19 protein-coding genes and 1 other annotated feature are annotated in these 19,352 nt (G+C 33.3%); of the genes, 13 read left to right on the top strand and 6 right to left on the bottom strand.

Annotated elements, in window-relative coordinates; all coding sequences use genetic code 11:
* Positions 1 to 42 precede the first annotated feature (42 nt).
* The gene (locus ACIQXJ_RS08030; protein ID WP_403051866.1) at positions 43 to 627 is read right to left on the bottom strand and encodes a DJ-1/PfpI family protein; all 585 of its coding nucleotides are present in this window, start codon (positions 625 to 627) and stop codon (positions 43 to 45) included.
* A 141-nt stretch (positions 628 to 768) separates the two neighbouring features.
* Between ACIQXJ_RS08030 and ACIQXJ_RS08025 the strand changes: the two genes are divergently transcribed.
* The 9 genes from ACIQXJ_RS08025 to ACIQXJ_RS07985 all read left to right on the top strand — a co-directional run bounded on the left by ACIQXJ_RS08025 (position 769) and on the right by ACIQXJ_RS07985 (position 9,851).
* Positions 769 to 1,209: an Lrp/AsnC family transcriptional regulator gene (locus ACIQXJ_RS08025; RefSeq protein WP_403051863.1), complete on the top strand. Its 441-nt coding sequence runs from the start codon at positions 769 to 771 to the stop codon at positions 1,207 to 1,209.
* A gap of 68 nt (positions 1,210 to 1,277) precedes the next feature.
* Complete coding sequence (locus tag ACIQXJ_RS08020; RefSeq protein ID WP_403051860.1) at positions 1,278 to 1,793, top strand: sigma-70 family RNA polymerase sigma factor; 516 nt, start codon at positions 1,278 to 1,280, stop codon at positions 1,791 to 1,793.
* Positions 1,786 to 2,733: a DUF3221 domain-containing protein gene (locus tag ACIQXJ_RS08015; protein WP_403051857.1), complete on the top strand. Its 948-nt coding sequence runs from the start codon at positions 1,786 to 1,788 to the stop codon at positions 2,731 to 2,733. The genes ACIQXJ_RS08020 and ACIQXJ_RS08015 overlap by 8 nt, the downstream gene beginning before the upstream one ends.
* Positions 2,734 to 2,835: 102 nt before the next feature.
* Positions 2,836 to 3,240, top strand: a complete 405-nt coding sequence (locus ACIQXJ_RS08010) for a PLP-dependent aminotransferase family protein (RefSeq protein WP_403051854.1) — start codon at positions 2,836 to 2,838, stop codon at positions 3,238 to 3,240.
* Between the two features lie 33 nt (positions 3,241 to 3,273).
* Entirely contained in the window at positions 3,274 to 4,122 is an 849-nt protein-coding gene (locus ACIQXJ_RS08005; RefSeq protein WP_403051851.1) for a DUF2785 domain-containing protein, read from the top strand.
* A 36-nt stretch (positions 4,123 to 4,158) separates the two neighbouring features.
* Positions 4,159 to 4,395 (top strand) — a binding site (T-box leader).
* 55 nt (positions 4,396 to 4,450) lie between these two features.
* Positions 4,451 to 7,543, top strand: a complete 3,093-nt coding sequence (ileS, locus tag ACIQXJ_RS08000) for an isoleucine--tRNA ligase (RefSeq protein WP_403051844.1) — start codon at positions 4,451 to 4,453, stop codon at positions 7,541 to 7,543.
* Between the two features lie 413 nt (positions 7,544 to 7,956).
* A complete protein-coding gene (locus ACIQXJ_RS07995) occupies positions 7,957 to 8,319 on the top strand; it encodes an ATP-binding cassette domain-containing protein (RefSeq protein ID WP_403051841.1) in 363 nt (120 codons plus the stop codon).
* Between the two features lie 86 nt (positions 8,320 to 8,405).
* A complete protein-coding gene (locus ACIQXJ_RS07990; protein WP_403051838.1) occupies positions 8,406 to 8,783 on the top strand; it encodes a hypothetical protein in 378 nt (125 codons plus the stop codon).
* 201 nt (positions 8,784 to 8,984) lie between these two features.
* Positions 8,985 to 9,851, top strand: a complete 867-nt coding sequence (locus ACIQXJ_RS07985) for a helix-turn-helix domain-containing protein (RefSeq protein ID WP_403051836.1) — start codon at positions 8,985 to 8,987, stop codon at positions 9,849 to 9,851.
* A gap of 44 nt (positions 9,852 to 9,895) precedes the next feature.
* On the opposite strand, the gene ACIQXJ_RS07980 is transcribed toward ACIQXJ_RS07985, so the two are convergent.
* The 4 genes from ACIQXJ_RS07980 to ACIQXJ_RS07965 all read right to left on the bottom strand — a co-directional run bounded on the left by ACIQXJ_RS07980 (position 9,896) and on the right by ACIQXJ_RS07965 (position 15,386).
* Positions 9,896 to 11,113 (bottom strand): MFS transporter, encoded by a 1,218-nt coding sequence (locus ACIQXJ_RS07980; RefSeq protein WP_403051833.1) that lies wholly within the window; start codon positions 11,111 to 11,113, stop codon positions 9,896 to 9,898.
* Between the two features lie 355 nt (positions 11,114 to 11,468).
* Complete coding sequence (locus tag ACIQXJ_RS07975) at positions 11,469 to 12,413, bottom strand: hypothetical protein (protein ID WP_403051830.1); 945 nt, start codon at positions 12,411 to 12,413, stop codon at positions 11,469 to 11,471.
* A gap of 2 nt (positions 12,414 to 12,415) precedes the next feature.
* A complete protein-coding gene (locus ACIQXJ_RS07970; RefSeq protein WP_403051827.1) occupies positions 12,416 to 13,480 on the bottom strand; it encodes an arginase family protein in 1,065 nt (354 codons plus the stop codon).
* Between the two features lie 1,303 nt (positions 13,481 to 14,783).
* The gene (locus ACIQXJ_RS07965; protein ID WP_403051824.1) at positions 14,784 to 15,386 is read right to left on the bottom strand and encodes a LysE/ArgO family amino acid transporter; all 603 of its coding nucleotides are present in this window, start codon (positions 15,384 to 15,386) and stop codon (positions 14,784 to 14,786) included.
* A gap of 100 nt (positions 15,387 to 15,486) precedes the next feature.
* Here ACIQXJ_RS07965 and ACIQXJ_RS07960 point away from each other — a divergent pair, with 100 nt between their 5' ends.
* Positions 15,487 to 16,932, top strand: coding sequence for an aminotransferase-like domain-containing protein (locus ACIQXJ_RS07960; protein WP_403051821.1), 1,446 nt, complete (start codon positions 15,487 to 15,489; stop codon positions 16,930 to 16,932).
* A gap of 119 nt (positions 16,933 to 17,051) precedes the next feature.
* Here the strand turns inward: ACIQXJ_RS07960 and ACIQXJ_RS07955 are convergent, their stop codons facing one another.
* Complete coding sequence (locus ACIQXJ_RS07955) at positions 17,052 to 17,786, bottom strand: hypothetical protein (protein ID WP_403051818.1); 735 nt, start codon at positions 17,784 to 17,786, stop codon at positions 17,052 to 17,054.
* Positions 17,787 to 17,932: 146 nt separating this feature from the next.
* Between ACIQXJ_RS07955 and ACIQXJ_RS07950 the strand changes: the two genes are divergently transcribed.
* The 3 genes from ACIQXJ_RS07950 to ACIQXJ_RS07940 all read left to right on the top strand — a co-directional run bounded on the left by ACIQXJ_RS07950 (position 17,933) and on the right by ACIQXJ_RS07940 (position 18,817).
* A complete protein-coding gene (locus tag ACIQXJ_RS07950) occupies positions 17,933 to 18,166 on the top strand; it encodes a hypothetical protein (protein ID WP_401016605.1) in 234 nt (77 codons plus the stop codon).
* A 220-nt stretch (positions 18,167 to 18,386) separates the two neighbouring features.
* A complete protein-coding gene (locus tag ACIQXJ_RS07945; protein ID WP_403051815.1) occupies positions 18,387 to 18,635 on the top strand; it encodes a hypothetical protein in 249 nt (82 codons plus the stop codon).
* Entirely contained in the window at positions 18,608 to 18,817 is a 210-nt protein-coding gene (locus tag ACIQXJ_RS07940; RefSeq protein ID WP_403051812.1) for a hypothetical protein, read from the top strand. Before ACIQXJ_RS07945 ends, ACIQXJ_RS07940 begins: the two co-directional genes overlap by 28 nt.
* Positions 18,818 to 19,352: the final 535 nt, after the last annotated feature.

Genomic DNA, 19,352 nt, shown 5'->3' with positions numbered 1-19,352 from the left:
TTTCAAAACATAAAACAAGTTCTGAAACCCTTTTACAAAGTATTATTTAAACCCCATTAAATCCTTTACTTTCTGTGTGTTTTCAGGAGTTGTTAGCATTTCAAGCAAACTAAAAGCTACATCGAATGCAGTACCTGGGTTCGAAGATGTAATAACGTGCTCTGTGTGCACAATACGTTCATTAACTATATCTACACCATAAGATTGAAGCTGTGCTAATCGTTTACTCGTTGGATGATTGTAGGTTGTCGCCTTCTTATGTTGTAAAATGCCGCTATGTCCTAAAGCAAGAGAAGCTACACATATCGTAGCTATCGGCTTTTTATAGTCGTTAAAGTGACGAATAACTTGCTGAAATTCTTCACTAAAAGCATCCTCATAAAAACCCGCTTCCTCAAAGCCTCCAGGAATAGCAAGTGCATCAAAATCCTCTAGTGCAATCTCATGCAGCAATTTTTCTGGTGTTACCTGAAAATTCCATGTACATTGTAGGTGTTTATGTAATCCAACAGTAACGACTTCCGTAGTGCCATCGCCCTCCCATTTATTCCAGCCTAGTACATCGGTAAAGACACTAGCTTCTACAGCCTCAAAACCATTTGCTAAAAGTAATAATATTTTTTTCATGTAGTTTATGCCTCCTTTATAGCTTTAATTGTAATAAATGAAGTGATTTAATTACATACGCTATATAATGTAAATAAGAGTGTTTTCCTAATATTCAAAGGATTTATTTGAAAACTCATTAATAAAAAAAGGTGGATTCTAATGGATAAAATTGATACGGAAATTTTGCGCCAATTACAGTTAAATGCAAAAATTTCAATGAAAGAATTAGCAACGAACGTTCATTTATCATCTCCAGCTGTAATAGAACGTGTTAAAAAGCTAGAAGAGCAAGGGAGTATCGAAGGGTATACAACGAAGGTAAACTTAAAGAAAATGGATCGATCTATTCAGGCTATTATCTTGTTTAAGTCCATCGATTGTAAAAGTCTTTCGAATTTTTGTAATGCCCATCCAGATGTCCTTGAGTGCTATCGGGTAGCTGGCGAAATTAGCTATATTGTCAAACTTGCTACGTACTCAGTTGAAACGTTAGAGCAGTTTATTGATGACGCAATGCCTTACGGTACGCCATCAACAAATATTGTGCTCTCTTCACATGAAAAAACAATGATTCTTCCATTTTTTGATGAAAATCTATAATAAATTCCCAAAAAACAAACCTTTGTATCTTGAGCACCGTTTATAGGGTAGAGAAGGGAGGCGAGACGTTGCTAGTAAAGGAACTAGAAGAAATAATGACGCAGCATACCGAACGACTTATTCGTCTTGCTTATTATTATGTGAAGGATTTACAAGAAGCAGAGGATATTGTGCAAGATGTATTTATTAAGTTTTACGACAATCAACAAAAATATGAAGAGCGCGGAGAGCTAAAGGCGTATTTATCGAGGCTTGCCATAAACAAAAGTAAAGATTATTTACGCAGTTGGAGCTATCGAAAAGTACAAGTGCAACAGAAAATTTTTGCTAAGCAAACGATTGAGAAAAGGGATATGCTCGTACAGCAAGATGAGCAAACGTTAATTGAAAATGCCATATTCGCACTACCATTAAAGCAACGGGAGGTACTGAGTTATTTTTACTTTGAAGAAATGACCATAGCGGAGATTGCCAAGCTTCTAAATATAACTGATAGTACAGTGAAAACAAGGCTTCGTAGGGGAAGAGAATTATTAAAGCCTAAGCTACAGCATATAGAATGGGAGGTGTTGCTACATGAGTAAAATGGATGTACGAGTAATAAGAGATTTAACAGAAAGTAAAAAACGTGTGATGACAAATGTAGTAAAGCAAATTGAACAACGTGCCATCTCAAAGCCATCGAGACGCTGGCAGTATAGTATGTATACTGTAATCCTGACAATATGTATAGGGTTATTTATATACACACAAGTCAACAATGGGGACCAGTTATCAGCAAATGCTGTACCGATATTAGATGAAACATACTATGATATGATTTTCCAAGATGCAATTGAGACAAATGAAAGCCAAGAATCTATTAATATGACTTTTCAATCATTATTCGAATTGGATGCTTATTATGTCTATGCAGAAAGTAAAAACATCAAATTTAGCGAAAAGGCAATTGCTAAGCAGATGCAAGCGGAAAGAGAAAAATTAGAAAAGTCATATAAAGAGAGTGCAGTATTTAAAGCAGGTTTAACAAGACTCAATCTAACATTAGATGAATTTTTCGATAAATATATGAAAGCAAATGCACTTAAATGGTTTGCCCAAGCAGAACTAATGAAGGATTATTACCGAAAATACGAAAATAGTTACCAAATGCATGCTTACTTTGCAGTGAAAAAAGAAGCGATGGATTATTTCACTGCTAAATATGGCCAACAAATTGCTTATTTAGAAAACAAATACAACGTGTCTAAACCTAACATGTCTACACAATACAAATATGGGACAGTTGTTGCTATGGAGGAAGACCGATTTTTAGTTGTGACAGGGGCATTACAAGAGGAAATCGGGCAATTATCGAATGAAGAAATCATTAATAAACACACGAATGGAGTCTGGTTTCCACTTCATGAAGTACAGGATAAAATTGCAATTGGACAAAGTGTAAATGTCACTTACAATTGGCAAAATTCATTAAATCAATATGATTTTGTTGCTAATTTGGAGAAGATTGAAATCTCAGACTAGCACCATTTAGAAACAGCTTATCATGATAAGCTGTTTTTTCTTATGGATTAAGGTACAATTAATGTAAGTAACTGTATAAAAATGACTAGAGGAGATTTATTATTGATTGATTATTTCGAACGGACATTAAGGTTAACAGATTTGGAAGTCTGGACAATACGTATTCAACGAGTCCTTTACAGCTTGATTATTGTGGATGAAAGAAGAAAGGCTACTGTGGAAGAATTGGATACAGCTGATTTTATCATTGATGAAGACGATCTACGAACTAATTATGTATCAGTAAGTATTTTTTCTGAGAACAATGTCCAAGACGGGCATATTGAGCCATTAGCGGATTTGGCAAAGCAATTAACAGAGCATTTAGCACTTGCGCATTGTGATGTAATAACAAAATTTTATACCGAGCAGCCAGAAATCGCTATTGATCGTTTGCTAGTTGAGAAGTATGGCTATAAATTAGCGGACATCTCATTGGAAAAATTATGGCATTTAAATCAAGATTAAAGAAGTTGAAAACAAAAGGGGAAATGATTACATATGATATTACATGAAAAATTATTAAGTGAAGCTGATTTAAAACGTGAACTTCAAGCATTCCTAAATGACAGTAATGTCTGGCAACAAGCAGATCAACAAATACTCATTCAGTCAATGCTTGCACATATTGGTTCAGTAGATAGCGAACTGCGAGACGGATTAATCTATGGTTCCTTTTATACAATGATTTTAGAGAAAAATTTATTAGATCATGCCATATTAAGCGACACGTTGGACTACTGTTTAACTGTTTTATTATGTGAAGGCATTGGAGAAGATAATTCAGATTCAGTTTTTACTAGAACGTTTACTTTGTTACTAATTGCACTAATATTAGCAAAAGATAATGAAGCTGATTTTATAGAAGTGCACAAAATCGAGGAACTTACAAATAGGTTCAGCACTTATTTATTGACTGAAAAAGATGTAAGAGGCTATATACCTGTAAAAGGGTGGGCTCATAGTGTGGCACATGTGTCAGACGCAGTAGATGAATTAGTGAAAAGCCCGAATTTCAAGAAAGCTTCTTATATGGATATTTTACGTCCTTTATGGAACATGATGTTGCAAACAAATTATGCATTCATTCATGATGAGGATGAAAGGCTATTAGTACCTATTTTCACAATGCTAGAACAAGGTTTGCAGCAGCAAGAAGTCATCACATTATTAAATGAAACAGTGGGGATGATGGCTGCTCAAAAGGCACAGCTTAATGTACAGCACTATCGAATATTACGATTTAACTGGAAAACATTATTAAAAAGTTTATATATTAAAACAGCACATAGTCCTCAATATGCGGCCCTTCATCAAAGTGTCGTAGATTGTCTGAATATTGACAAGTGACTGGCAGTTTGTTAAGATGGGTCACAATAAAAGCATACAAATTCGTTGATGAGAAAGAGTAGTGTTTCATTTTGTTCTACAGAGAGCCGACATTTGGTGGAAGTCGGTGTGCAAATGTTTCATGAAGATCCTCTCTGAGAAGATTAGCTGAACATAGTAGGCTAATTCGGGTGTCTACCGTTAAAAAGAACACGTATGATTGTACGTTGCTAAGTGCTATTGAGCGGTTTTCAATAGAATTAGGGTGGTATCGCGGTTAACCCCGTCCCTTACTTGGGACGGGGTTTTTTGTATGCCTTTTATACACTACTGTATAGGAGGAGATTGCATGCAAGTCGAAGAAAACAAAGAGACAACTGTAGATAGGGAACAAAGAGTTCGTAAAATATGGGAGGAAGAGAGTACATTTCAATTATCTATAAAAAATCGTGCCACTAGTAAGCCCTTTGTATTTTACGAAGGACCACCAACAGCAAATGGCTTACCTCACGTAGGTCACGCTTTTGGCAGAACGATTAAAGATGTGGTGGCACGTTATAAAACAATGCAAGGTTTTTACGTTGAACGAAAAGCTGGATGGGATACACATGGGTTACCTGTAGAATTAGGTGTGGAGAAAAAATTAGGGATATCTGGTAAACAAGAAATTGAAAACTATGGTGTAGAACAATTTATTAAAGAATGTAAAGGTAGCGTCTTTACGTACGAAAAGAAATGGCGAACGTTTACGGAACAATTGGGTTATTGGATTGACTTGGATGACCCTTATTTAACGTTAAGTAATGAGTATATTGAATCGGTTTGGCATATTTTAAGTCATGTGCATCAGGAAAAGCTTTTATATAAGGGTCATCGCGTATCCCCTTATTGCCCAAGTTGCCAAACATCATTAAGCTCGCACGAAGTAGCACAAGGCTATAAGGATGTAAAAGATTTGTCGGTAACGGCGATGTTTAAACGTAAAGATAAAGACGAATATTTTCTTGGTTGGACGACTACGCCATGGACATTGCCTGCCAATGTAGCGTTGGCCATGAATCCACATATCACATACGTTAAGGTAAAACATGACAATACAATTTATATCCTTGCAAAAACACTTGTTGAAAAAGTATTTTCTAAACCTGTTGAAGTGTTAAGTGAGCATGTAGGTCAAGACTTTGCCGGTGTTGCCTATCAACCGCCATTTTCATATGTAACAGTGGAAAAAGGGCATGTTGTCGTAATGGCAGACTATGTAACGGATCAAAGTGGAACGGGCATAGTGCATATCGCTCCAGCATATGGCGAAGATGACTATAAAACGGTGCAACAACACCAGCTTTCTTTTGTCAATGTGGTGGATGTCAAAGGTTGCTATACAGAAGAAGTGCTAGAGCTTGCAGGTAAGTTCGTTAAAGACTGCGATGTCGATATCATAAAAATGCTTGCGGAAAAAGGGCTGCTGTTTGCGAAAGAAAAATATGAACATAGCTATCCTTATTGTTGGCGCTGTGATTCACCGTTACTTTACTATGCAACAGATAGCTGGTTTATCAAAATGTCGGCATTGAAGGAGCAAATGCTACAAAATAATGAACAAGTCACATGGTATCCTGACCATATTAAACACGGACGTTTCGGCTATTTCTTAGAAAATATCGTAGACTGGAACATTAGCCGAAATCGCTACTGGGGTACACCGTTAAATGTATGGCTTTGTGAGACATGTGGTCATGAAGAAGCGCCTAATAGTGTTGCTGCGCTAAATAAACTAGCAAAAGATGCATTGGACGAAAACATGGAACTGCACAAACCCTATATCGATGACGTAATTTGTAGTTGTCCATCATGTCAAGGGGATATGCAACGTACACCTGAAGTGATTGATGTATGGTTCGATAGTGGTTCGATGCCGTTCGCTCAGCATCATTATCCTTTTGGTAATGTTGATGCATTTTCCAATCAGTTTCCTGCAGATGTTGTCATAGAAGGCATCGACCAGACACGCGGCTTTTTCTACAGTTTATTAGCAGTATCCACATTATTTACAGGGAAAGCGCCATACAAAAATGTGTTGTCCTTAGGCCATGTATTAGATGAGCACGGACAAAAAATGTCGAAAAGTAAAGGCAATGCATTAGAGCCAGTTGAATTAATCCAACAGTATGGTGCGGATGCTTTACGATGGGCATTTTTAGTGGATAGTTCACCTTGGAATTCGAAGCGGTTTTCTAAGAAAATTGTGATGGAGGCAAAGTCCAAACTCGTTGATACATTCGATAATACATTTAAATTTTATCAGTTGTATGCGGATATAGATGGTTTTCAATACGATGCTAAAAATACTGGTAAACGGACGAAGTTAGATGATTGGATAAAATCCCGGTTACATCATACGATTCAGCTTGTGACAAAATATATGGATGATTTTCAAATGACACAAGCTACAAGGGAAATTGGCAAACTTGTAGAAGAGCTAAGCAATTGGTATATACGTCGGTCACGCACTCGTTTTTGGGCAAACGGTTTATCAGACGATAAACGTGGTGCCTTCAGTACATTGTACGAAGTGCTGACAACTGTAAGTAAACTGCTTGCACCATTTACGCCTTTTCTTGCAGAAGATGTATACAGAAGTTTATGTGGCGAAAGTGTCCATTTACAAGACTATCCGACGTACGAAGCAACACTGCTAGACCAACAACTTGAACAACAGATGGCTAATGTCCTTACTGTAGTTGAACTCGGCCGAAGTATACGTAATAGTGAAGGGCTAAAAGTGAAGCAACCATTGAAGGAAATGTTGATGTCAGTAGTTGGAGAAGTGGAAGATTATGCTCAGTATAATGATATTATTCGTGATGAATTAAATGTCAAGGAATGTAAGTGGATTCATGACTTTTCTGCTTATGAAACCATTTACTATAAACTAAATTTCAAAACAGCTGGTGCTGCTTTTGGATCACATGTAAATAAAGTAAAAGATTATGTTATGCAATTGAGTGAATTAGAAAAAATGACATTACAGTTAAAAGGTGCGATTGAATTAGACGTTGATAATCAAAAACTTACTTTATTAAAAACGCACGTGTTAAAAGAATCGATTGTTAAAGAACATTATCTAGTAGCTGAAGAGAATGGTTGTCGTGTTTTACTTAATACACGTTTAACTAATGACTTACTTCAGGAAGGGCAAATAAGAGAGTTAATACGTACGATCCAAGATACTCGTAAAAAGTGGCAATTACCTGTTGAACAATATATTTCAATTTCAATCTCTGCAGATGCTGAAACGAAGAAAATCATCCAACACTATACTGCTTTATTAAAAGCGAATGTATTGTTAAATGACATTTTGTTCGGGGAAGTGCAATCAGGAGAAAATGTCATTCAGGCGAAATTGTTTGATAAGGAAATCGAGATTACTTTTAATTTCTAATATATAGTTTAGGAAAAGTTGATTAAAAGATGCGCTAAAACCTTTTAATCGGCTTTTCTTATTATTTTTATTTGAAATAATAACGCAGTTACCTAATAAGGTGGCTCTAAGCTATTTTCTATAAATAGTTAAGATAGCTTATTGTTTTCTTTAATGCCCAAAACAACAGAAAGCGCCCCTATTAGAAAGAAGATTAAACCTTGAGAAAAACCTAAGACTATAAATATTCCACCGATAAATAGATAACTTGCCACATTAGGATTTTAATAATTAATCGTTTTCAAGATGTCTCCTCCTACAAATAATATCATTTTAGTTCACGAAATATTCAAAAAATAAATACTTTTCATCTTGCAAAAGGCATTTTATACTAATTGTAAAAATTATATTCATTTTCAAAGAGGGTGAGTAGAATGTCTTTAAAATTAATAAAAGTAGAAAATATAAGTAAGGAAATAAATGCCGGCGAAATTTGTGCTGTTATTGGTAAAAATGGAGCAGGGAAATCAACTTTGTTTAAAATAATGACGGGACAAATAACAGTAACTAAAGGGCAATTATTATATAGCTATTCAGAAAAAAGGTCTCCTAGTATAGGTGCTTTGATTGAACGGCCTGCTTTTTTTAGAGAAATGAGAACCAATACGGAGAAAATTGCCGAAATACTTAAGTTAGTAGAACATACTAATAATAAAATACTTTTCTCTGAATTTTCTTTAGGAATGAAACAAAGATTGGGCCTAGCATTAGCTTTAATTTTAACCCAGATTTATTAATTTTAGATGAACCTGTAATGGACTTAATCCTGAAGGTAATAGGGATATAGGTGAGACTTCTAAAAAATTGAGAAGGAGAGATTAAAATGAAAAAATGCCATAAAGCTATTAAAGTAATGGTGGTGTTAATACTTTTTGTATTTGCATTATCTAGTTCAATCTTGGAGACAAATGCTCAAACTAATGACTTTGCTAATTTAAGTCAAACTGCACAAATGATAACGATTGTAAAAAATCCTATTAAAATTCAGGAAATTAAAGATATAACACTTGATGCTATAGCTAATAAAAGCGTCCTCAGTAATGTTCCAAATAATGACTTAAATTATGATGAAATTAAAATTGGTGAAGTTTTTGTTGATAATGATACTTATACAATTTCAACAATCCCCATTACTTCCAGTAACTATAATCCTATAAGCAATTTAACCCTAATTATTCAAGATAACACCACCTTACCCTAAATGTAGTTAACGAAAAAAAGAAAATAAAGGTTATAAAAATAATATCATCTTTTTTCTGAAAATTTTAATTAAGGGATATATTGAGATTGAGACGCAAAATCAGAACTTATTCTAGCAATATAAGATGAAATTTATAAAGCACAAAATGGGAGGCAATTTGAACAATAATTTCTATTTTAAAATATGATAAAGGTGATTTTTATGGATAACTTAGGTCATACTTTTCGCAAGTTACGGTTACATAAAGGTTATAGTCTTAATAATACAGCAAAAGATATAATGTCTGTTTCTCATTTATCTAAATTTGAAAGAGATGAAACGGGCATAACTGTTTCTAAGTTATTATTGTTACTTAATCGAATTAATGTAAGTTTTGAAGAATTTATCTATATCCATAATGAATTTAAAGTAGGGCATTTTGAAGAATTAATTATAAACATGAAGGAAGCTTATTTACGTGGAGATTTAAAGTTTTTAAATAAGTTAAGAAATGATGAAATTTTTAAATTCGAATTAACTAATGTATTGTCATATAAATTAAACAGTATCATGATCGAAGCAATTATTTCGGACCTTACTAACAACAAAGTTAAACAAGAAAATTTAGAAATACTCGTTGATTATTTATGGCAAGTAGAAGTCTGGGGAGAATATGAAATAATTCTTTATGGAAATACATTACATTTATTGGCTATAGATACTGTAATTATGCTATCCTCAGAAGTCATAAAAAAGAGTATGTATTTCAAAAACATGTTAAGTTACAAGCGTAATTTATTTGATGTCTATTTTAATACTATTAGAACATATCTTGAGCATAATAAGTTGAAAGAAACAGAAGCCTACTTATATGAATTAAAGAATCAAAATATACCTGAAATCTTTATTTTAGAAAAAACAATTCTAAATTTTTACTTCGGTTTATTCAAAATGCATACAAAATATAAACAAGGTCTTGAACTTGCTCAAGAATCAATAGATATATTACATAAGGTTGAATCCTTGAATCATGCTCTAAATTATGAAGAATACTTACATTCATATGTAAAAAAGCTTAATAACGAATAAAAATATAAATCCAGCTATCAATAAAAAACAGATAGCTGGATTTTTTAAGAATGTCTTTCTTCTAAGATTTCCTTTTTATCTCGTAAAGAGGGTAAGTAGAAAATCGTTACTAAAGCAATTAGTATTAAATAGGCTGCAATAATAAAACCTGTATTAATTATGCCGATACGATCAATAAAGTATCCGAAAAGTAGATATCCTGGCAAGCTTACTCCAGTGTAAACGAAATGGTATAAGCTGTATACTCGTGAAAGATATTTCTCTTCTACATTGCTTTGTAAATACGTATTTAAAAAAATTAAAAATAAACCTTGTGCAAATCCACCGATAAGTAATCCTATTAACAATACCGATAGTGGTAATTTCAATGAAAATAAAGCGATAATAATACCAAAGAATAGACTTGAAGCATAAAGCCCTATTTTAGGATTAATTCGTTTGTATAAGTAAGGTGATATTAAAGATCCTAAACCAATTCCAATCAAACTATATGTGGTAATTATATATAAATCTTCATGTGGTCGTTCCAATATTTCCACTAAATACGATATTAAATAAAGATCCACTGATGAACCAACTAACCATGCAGCACCAAATATTTGAAACAGCTTACTATATAATTTATTTACTTTAATATAAGCTAATCCAGCTTTTACGTCTTGTATGATAGTTTTCGGTTCGTTGTTTGATAAATTTTTGTGATATGGCTTTACTGCTAAAATCATAATCATCGAAATAATGTAAAATGAGCCTATGATAAGTAGCAAACTAGAATAACTCAATCCACTTTTAATCAACCAGGCCCCCACGCTATAAGAACCTATTTTTGCAAAGAGCATTGTGATTTGGATATAGCTATTTGCATTCGCTAAATATTCCGTCTTAACAATTTTGGGCAATAGAGACGAATTGGCCGGGATGTAAAATACATTACACAGGACAATGGCAAAGATAAATATATAAATTATAGTAGGTGTTAAATGAATCGCGTTAATTATTGCCAGACATCCAACTAAAACAAATCGTATTATATCAGTAAAACTCATGACTTTTTGAAGGTATTTTCTTTCAATAATTGCCCCTGCTGGCAAAGAAAATATAATTGCTGGGAGTGTAGAAAATATAAAGAAAATTGAAAGTCCGATAGCGCGAATACCGAAATTACCCAATATAGATAATAGAATTATAAATAACATAGCATCCGCAAATACACTAAAAAAACGAGAGAAAAACAGTAAAACAAAATTATGATTTTTAAACACAATAGCCCCCCTAGGCGAATGATTACTGGCTTGTCATCTTTACTTTGTAAACTACTCACCACTTAGCTAAACCTAAAAATTCTTAACGCTTGAAGTGGGCGCTTCTTGGGGATAGAGCATACTTGCAAATGTATGTCTTTACTTGCACGGGTGTCTCTTATTTCTAGCTAAGCGAATGCTATCATTCTTAGATCTACAGTCAGAATATTGATACTTGTATTTAAATCGCAGTCATAATGAGTATGACAAATAGGACAAGTCCATTATGGAATTTCGAGCAGTTTCTTGCTGTCTTTGTATCCAAGTGTTGAACAGATTTGGCTAGGTGAATTAAGTTAAAATAATCTGATGTTTATTAATCTAATTTGTATACATTTCCTGTAGTTAAATCTAATCCTAATCCATTATTACTTCGCCAATCAATCGATGGACTATTTGTCATTGAATTTTTTATTTCCATCCAACTATTCACATAAAGATGATGCCTATACCAAAATCTCCATAATTCAGGTTGATTGATTAGTGTGTTTCTAAAAATGGTGTAAATTTCATTTACAGATTGCTCAAAGTTCTCTTTCCTAAAGTATTTTAGATTCTCAGCTTTCAAACGAGGTTTTCCATCCGAATTTAAATCTGTCATTACAAGACACAGTGGCTTTTTAGTTAACTGCAGCAATCGGAAAATACCGCTTCTTAACCTTATTAATGATGTAATGTGTCGAACTTCAATTGGTTTTGAATCTTCACCAGCACCTGTATTTCCATCTAAATATAAAAGAAATGAGCCTCCTTGTTTCAGTAAGCGAAGCAACTTTAACCCACTTATATTTTCCTCTGCTATTATGTAACTTATATTATTCTCTTGCTTAATTTCATTCCACTTTGTTAATTCTAATTCATTATTATAAGATTCTCTGTCCACAACAATATCCAATGAAAATTTGTTACCTTTATTCAAAGATTTTGTTAACTCAAAAGGCACGTGACGGTAATAGCCAAAATGAAAAGTAGCAAAAACCCCACCTTTTTCGAAGCAAGAGATAATATTCTCCATACCTATTTTTTCCTTAAATCCCGAAAAAGCAAATGGTTCCTGTCTTAAGTAGTTTTGTACTTCATTATTAAAGCGATACTTTTCCCATACTTGTATTATTTTTAATTTATCATATTGTAATAAAGGTTGTAGTTCTTTTGATAAATTCACTAATGCTATAAAATTATCAAAATCTGATCCATACATCGATTCCTCACTTAATTTCAGCATACAATCGTGTTGAATTTGATTTTCACTTTTTATCATGACTACTTTCCATCTCCCTTATTAGTTAACCCTTCCAGTAGATATAATAAAATATGAAGAACCGAATCATATTGTTCAGGTTCACCTCCTGATTGTCCTTCGACTATATCTACTGCTTTTATGGATGGTACAATTTTGAAAATTTCCTGTATCATATTGATAACTTCTTGTAATTTTGGTCCTTCAATTTTTGGAAAATCTACTAAAGGGAAATCTCTAGGTTCTAATACATCAACATCGAATGAAACATACCCAATTATTTCACCTCCAGTATTTAATAATTCAGATACAATTGAATGAAGCTTATCTAAATCAGAAAAATTGAGTTGAAAAAGTTTAGGGTGATTATAATATTGTCCTAATGATCTCAGTCCTCTAACACCTATTTGAATGATTCCGGCAACCAATTCCTCTTGTAATAAAAAACGAACAAAATTGCTATGACAAATCTCTTGATCCATTTTTAAAATATCCGATCCGCAGTCATGATGAGCATCAAATTGAATAATAAGTATTCTTTTCGATAATAGTTTTGTTAGATTTCTTACAAGAGAATAGGTGATTGAATGATCTCCACCTATTACACAAAATTTTGTTTTTTGACGTACTATGTAGTTCAACACTTGGAATATTTGGTGATTAGCCTCTTCTAAACTATCGTTGACTATCGATAAATCACCATGATCGACTAACAAACAATTTTTCATCAAATATTTATCTCTTAAATAATCATAAATACCCGAAGTTTTTTCATCATATTCATCTAAATATATAGGAAGTCGTAGGCTCGATTCCCTTAAAGTAGCAGCAAAATTTTTTACTTTTGAATTACTTTGATTAGACCCTTTATTAAAAGGAATTCCAAATAAATGAACATTCCCTAATTTTTTTAATGGGTAGGAAAAGAAGGCTTTATCTACGGAGGTAAAGAAATCCATTTCTTCTTTATCTGTATTTTCTTTATGATAAATTTCTCCAAATTCCCAAAATGAGGAATTGTTCTCGTTTGTTAAAAGAATTTTGGAATTACCATATCTTACTTTATATTTTTTATCGGTTGTTTCCATATTCAACGCTCCTATACTTACTTATTTTTCTGAAAAGTTTATATAGTAATAGCGCGGGTAATATCATAATAATTAATGAATTACTGAATGAACTATCGAATAGTACAAATAAATATTTCCAGGTGAAGTATATTGATATAAGGATAGATAAAATAAATAGCAAATAAAAGAAAATAATAGAACCTTTTATATTTTTAAATAGTGGCAAAAGATAATACCCATCTAACGGTTTTAAAGGCAAAATATTAATTAAAATTGCCGGTATATGAATAACAGCAACTATTTTTATGAATAAGCTATAGTTTTGAAACAAAATCAGTATGGAAAGCGTTAGTTGCAATATGACCCCAGAGAGCGTTATGATGCAATTTTCTAAATTGCTCATTTTCCTTCCAAAACTGAAAGTGGTACTAGGATTAACATTTTTAATATTTAGTACAATTCTTGTTTGCGTTGCTCCAAGAAGTTTTGCAGCAATCAAATGTCCAAATTCATGAACATATAGACTTAAATACGTATATAAATTAAAAACTATAAAGAATAAAAATAGATAAAATAATATCATTTTCCCAACCTTCAAAGAAAATCATTTGTCATTTATTTCTCCTAATAAAAACTCAAACGTAAAGTAGAACACAAAGAGCGAATAAAATTCGTTCTTTGTGTCTTAAAACTAGCATCGAATAATAGTAATCTTGTCACCGTTACGAACTTCTTCAAACTTTACTAATTCTTCTGACGAAATAGGTTGTAATTTGCTCATTTCTATATCCTCCTCCCTTATGATAGTTTAAGTTTATAATAATAAGTCGGATTATTTAAAATATTATAATATTTTAAATTAGATATTTATATGAAAAGAGTGGATAGCATCCTCTAAATGTATACTAAGCTCTTATTTTAATGCTGTTGAAGAAGTAAAGTATAAGAAATATATTTTCATTTCGGGTTTCCGTTTTTTCATATATTAGAAATCGTTAGTATATACGCTCAGATATTTGTAAATAAAATAGAGATGATTTTCACAAAGTACAAAGGGGAAAATTTCATTAAGAAGGGAACTATCAGAATAGCTATTACAAAGTTGGAAACCCATTTAAAAAATATAGGACGATTACTATAAATTATAGATTTTTAAAACATTAAGACCACTCAAATAGCGAGTGGTCTTAATGAAAATTAAAGAAGTATATAAGGCTGCTTAGACCGATCATCATTGAAATGTACATAAAGCGTAAATCGTTGATATATTAATGCAATTACATCAATTATTATAAAATGTATCCCTAAACTATGTACCAGATTAAAGTAAACCACTAAGTAAATAAATAGCGGTTGCCCAAATAAAGATTGCAGAGCATTTATTGAAAATATTCATCAACTTGCCTGAGCTATCAAGCTTTTTGAATGATGCACCGGCCAATGTGAGACCAAAAAACCACAGCCAAGAAATAAGTACACATGCAGCAGTAAAGAGTACTTGTTCTGTACCATTATATTTTAAGGCGCTTGTGCCAATAACACCGATTGTGTCCAAGATGGCATGTGGGTTTAATAAGGATACAGACAGTGCGAAAAAAATTTGTTTTTTAACGGGCAGTGCTTCGTTCTTTTCGCTAGTTGTCGGATTCGAGCGCCAAATGCTATAGCCTATATACAACAAAAATATAATACCAACGCTCATTAATGCAATTCGTAACCACTCAAATTGCAAAACAATAACGGATAAACCAAAAACAGCAAGCAAAATCAATAAAGTATCACAAAGTGCCGCCGTAATGCTAGCGGGTAAAGCAAGTACTAATCGTTGTTGCGTCGCTCCTTGTGAAAAAACAAAGACGTTTTGCACACCTAGCGGTAAAATAAGTCCAAATGCTAATATAATCCCATGCAGAAATGCCTCCAATGACAATCCCTCCTTCCAATACACATTCTACCTATGTTATAACTAAAAGAAAACGACCAATTGGATGGTATTTTACCCACCCAATTTATGAGGTAAAAACATGAACTGGCAACCGACTCGACAAGGGGATAGGACATTACATCAACAAATTGTGACATGGATAACAGAGCGCATTGAGCGAGGTGATTGGGTTGCTGGAACGAAACTACCAACGCAAAGACAACTTGCGATGCAATTAGGGGTTAACAGAAGTACTGTTCAGCAGGCATTAGAGGAATTAAAAGCTATAGGCATACTTGAAACGACGGTAGGTTCAGGAGTTTATGTCGCAAATACTTCCTGGCATTCATTAATTAAACAAAGACAACCAAATTGGCAAACGTACATTGAAACAAGTTTGCACAAACCAAATTACCATACGATTCAATTGATCAATGAATACGAACAACGAGATGATATTATCCGCTTAGGTACAGGGGAGCTTGCGCCAAGTTTATTGCCAACCAATGAAATGGAGGCATCGTTGAAGGAGCTATCACTACAGCCAAAAGCTTTAGGCTATTCATCTCCGCAAGGCAATAAGCGACTGCGGGAAGCAATTTGCCAATATGTACAAAAAAGAGGCATACAGGCTGAAGCTGAAAATGTTTGTATTGTGTCGGGTGCACTACAAGCATTGCAGCTTATTGCGGTTGGTTTGCTTGAGCAGGGGTCTATCGTATTTCAGGAAAAAACGTCTTATTTAAATTCGGTTCATCCTTTTCAATCTGTTGGAATGCAAATGATGGCGATCCAACGTGATGAACAGCTCGCCCAAACATTAGCCCTTAAGAAAAGAAAAAGACAGGCTGTTTTTTATGCGGTACCTACGTTAAATAATCCAACTGGCACCGTGTGGACATTGCTTGAAAAAAAGCAACTCTACAACGCGTGTAAACAATCGCGTATTCCTATAATCGAGGATGATGTCTATCATGAATTGCTTTTCAATGAAGAATCACCATCTATAAAGTCACTGGATGATAGCGGACAAGTTATATACATTGGCAGTGTTTCCAAAACACTCAGTCCTGGACTTCGCATCGGTTGGTTAATCGGACCAACAACTGTGATTGAACGGTTAGCAGATATAAAAATGCAAACGGACTATGGCTCAAGTGCCATTTCGCAGGAAATTGTGTTGCACTGGCTGCAATCAGGTAAGTACGAACGCCATATTGAAGGCTTACGACATGAGCTTCAGCAACGGGCAAACTTTGTTGAAAACTTATTACATGAAAAATTGAAGGACATTGCGAGTTGGGAACAACCAAAAGGGGGTTTCTATATTTGGCTAAAATTTCACGCACCGATTGTAGATAAAGCATTTTTTATGAAGTTATTGCAGTTAAATATCCTCATCAATCCGGGTTATATTTATGGTGCTCAAGATAACCAGCATGTTCGTCTTTCATATGCCTATGCAACGAGAGAAGAATTGCAATACGGGATAGAGATGATGTATCGAGTAGCTAGAGAATCTTCGAGCAAAACTGCTGAGGGATAATCATTATTTAAACTGAACCTTTTAAGGGTAGTTTTTGTTTTTAATTAATAACAAAAAATAGTGCTTTGTATTCATAGTTCTCATCTTAAAATAAAAAAGCCTTATAAAGGCTTTTTTATTTACAGTTTAGTTTTCACAGCAACCAACCACCCATCTAATTGACCATTTACATGGGTAGGATACATTGTTGTAACGGAAGTTTCTGATATAAACTGTCCATGAAGCAAGTTTCGTATTTTACCTATTGATTTTCTTACTTTTGGATCAAATCGCCAATACCCTGAATAGCCAGGTTCTATTGTCATTGTGTGTGAAGAATTGATACTTCTAGAGTTTGAAAAAGTGTATGAAACTCCATTCTCTATTGATCGAAGTTGCAAATGAGTAAGGCTTGTACTAGTAGAAAAAGTTTCTGTATATTCATAGGAGAGAGTAAATGTATCAGAACCAGGTCCTGGATTTTCCTGAATTATGCTAGCGCGCTTCCCGAATATTCTTGTTTCGTAGTTGCTAAATTCATTGTAAATATGGCTCCAAGTAACAGCCAACGGGGAAATTGTCGGGAAAGAGTCTTGAGCATATTGAAATTCATTTTTTTCATTTTCCTCCATTAAAATAAACTCTTCAACAGAAATAGATTCAACTACTTTTCCGCCTTCAACCCTGTATATCTCGTCGATATAACCATTTTCTCTTATATCAAAGTATTTAAGGGTTTCCGTATCATAAAAAATATTTGGGTTTGTAGTTTTATGCATATTTTGTAATTGACTATCATTCCCTGAAGCTGCGACAGTAAATACAATAGAAAATATTGTAAAAGCTAATAAAAAGGTTAAAAAAGTAGATTTCACATATATTCCTCCCTTTAAATGATTGATATATAAATACTTTTAAGAAAAATGGGGGAAAAATCAACTTCATTTTTTTGAATATTTCGTGTATATTATTTTTTATAAAAATGATATACACTTTTTTTAAAATTGAAAGGGAGGATATTATGGAAGACAAAATTATAGGGACACTGTTTTTGGTTATTGCTGCTATTTTAATTTCATCTCAGTATATTGTTACGGCTGTCATCGTCTCGAATTTAACGTATGTAGGTCGGGAAGCATTCTATAATTCATTTTTTGATTCAGGCTATATATTGTTTCTGTTCAGTATAATATTTTTTATCTTGGGTGTTGTATTAATAGTGAGAGGGTTTACAATTCATAAAATTGATGAGTAAATTGCGGACAAGTTTCTTTGGCTAGTTGTTCGATCCAACAATAACGGATATTAAAATGCAAATACATAATTGAAGATGATGTCTATCAAGAATTGAATTTTTACGAAGAATACTTATCAATTAAGTCACTGGATGATAGCTGACAAATTTTATTCATTGGCAGTGTTTCAAAAATACTCAGCCCTGGGCTACGCATGACTGGTTAATTGGACCAACAACAGTGATTGAACGATTAGCAGATATTAAAATGCAAACAGACTATGGTTCAAGTGCCATTTCACAGGAAATTGTGTTGCACTGGCTGCAATCAGGAAAGTATGAACGCCATATTAAAGTGTTAGGACAAGAGCTCCAGCAGCGGGCAAACTTTGTTGAAAAATTATTAAATGAAAAAATAAAAGACTGTGCGAGCTGGGAACAACCAAAAGGAGGTTTCTATATTTGGCTAAAATTTCACCACCGATCGTAGATAAATCATTTTTTATGAAGCTATTGCAGTTAAATATCCTCATCAATCTGGGTTATATTTATGGTGCTCAAGATAACCAGCATGTTCGTCTTTCATATGCTTATGCATCACGTGAGAAATTGCAATACGGGATAGAGATGATAGTTCAAGTGGCAAAGTCGCATTTGAAAAAATTGTACTAAAAGATTCTCCTATGTATATTGAGGGATATAAAAAAGCATTTTGTATCGTGAAAAGACGAAGCAAAACGCTTTTTTTTAGATATATTAATTCTAGTATCAACAATTACTTATCCACTATCTGCAAAAACCCTAAGTAGGATAGAATGCCAGTTACTATAAAATATAATGTCGCTGGAATAGCTCTTTTTTGTGGAGTATTGTATTTACGACTCAAAAAATATTCAAAAAAAAATATTTTTAACACCATTAGAATATAAAGTATGACAGTAGGGTAGATGGTTCGTGTGATATGATATATGGTTAGACACGTAAATAGAAAGGTAGTTGAAAAATTAACAGAAATTTGGTATTTCTTCAAAAAAGATTTTAGTTTGGACATGTGAGTGTACCTAAATAGTAAGGCGTTGAAAGAGTTTAAAATAGATTTCATTTTAAATCCTCCTTTAAATTGAATAATATATAAATAATTTTATAAAAATTTGGGTTAAACTTGTGTTTGAGGCTGTGATAAAAAAGTGAATGGCGTGAATTGGCG

The organism is Lysinibacillus sp. NPDC097868 (assembly GCF_044761135.1).
In the GTDB taxonomy this organism is placed as follows: Bacteria; Bacillota; Bacilli; order Bacillales_A; family Planococcaceae; genus Lysinibacillus.
This window is presented reverse-complemented; position numbering and strand designations above follow the sequence as displayed.

Coding starts and splice junctions, on each gene's coding strand:
- ACIQXJ_RS07960 (WP_403051821.1), top strand. CDS start 15,487: ATGAACTGGCAACCGACTCGACAAGGGGATAGGACATTACATCAACAA.
- ACIQXJ_RS07950 (WP_401016605.1), top strand. CDS start 17,933: ATGGAAGACAAAATTATAGGGACACTGTTTTTGGTTATTGCTGCTATT.
- ACIQXJ_RS08015 (WP_403051857.1), top strand. CDS start 1,786: ATGAGTAAAATGGATGTACGAGTAATAAGAGATTTAACAGAAAGTAAA.
- ACIQXJ_RS08025 (WP_403051863.1), top strand. CDS start 769: ATGGATAAAATTGATACGGAAATTTTGCGCCAATTACAGTTAAATGCA.
- ACIQXJ_RS07985 (WP_403051836.1), top strand. CDS start 8,985: ATGGATAACTTAGGTCATACTTTTCGCAAGTTACGGTTACATAAAGGT.
- ACIQXJ_RS07970 (WP_403051827.1), bottom strand. CDS start 13,480: ATGGAAACAACCGATAAAAAATATAAAGTAAGATATGGTAATTCCAAA.
- ACIQXJ_RS08030 (WP_403051866.1), bottom strand. CDS start 627: ATGAAAAAAATATTATTACTTTTAGCAAATGGTTTTGAGGCTGTAGAA.
- ACIQXJ_RS08005 (WP_403051851.1), top strand. CDS start 3,274: ATGATATTACATGAAAAATTATTAAGTGAAGCTGATTTAAAACGTGAA.
- ileS (WP_403051844.1), top strand. CDS start 4,451: ATGCAAGTCGAAGAAAACAAAGAGACAACTGTAGATAGGGAACAAAGA.
- ACIQXJ_RS07995 (WP_403051841.1), top strand. CDS start 7,957: ATGTCTTTAAAATTAATAAAAGTAGAAAATATAAGTAAGGAAATAAAT.
- ACIQXJ_RS07990 (WP_403051838.1), top strand. CDS start 8,406: ATGAAAAAATGCCATAAAGCTATTAAAGTAATGGTGGTGTTAATACTT.
- ACIQXJ_RS07975 (WP_403051830.1), bottom strand. CDS start 12,413: ATGATAAAAAGTGAAAATCAAATTCAACACGATTGTATGCTGAAATTA.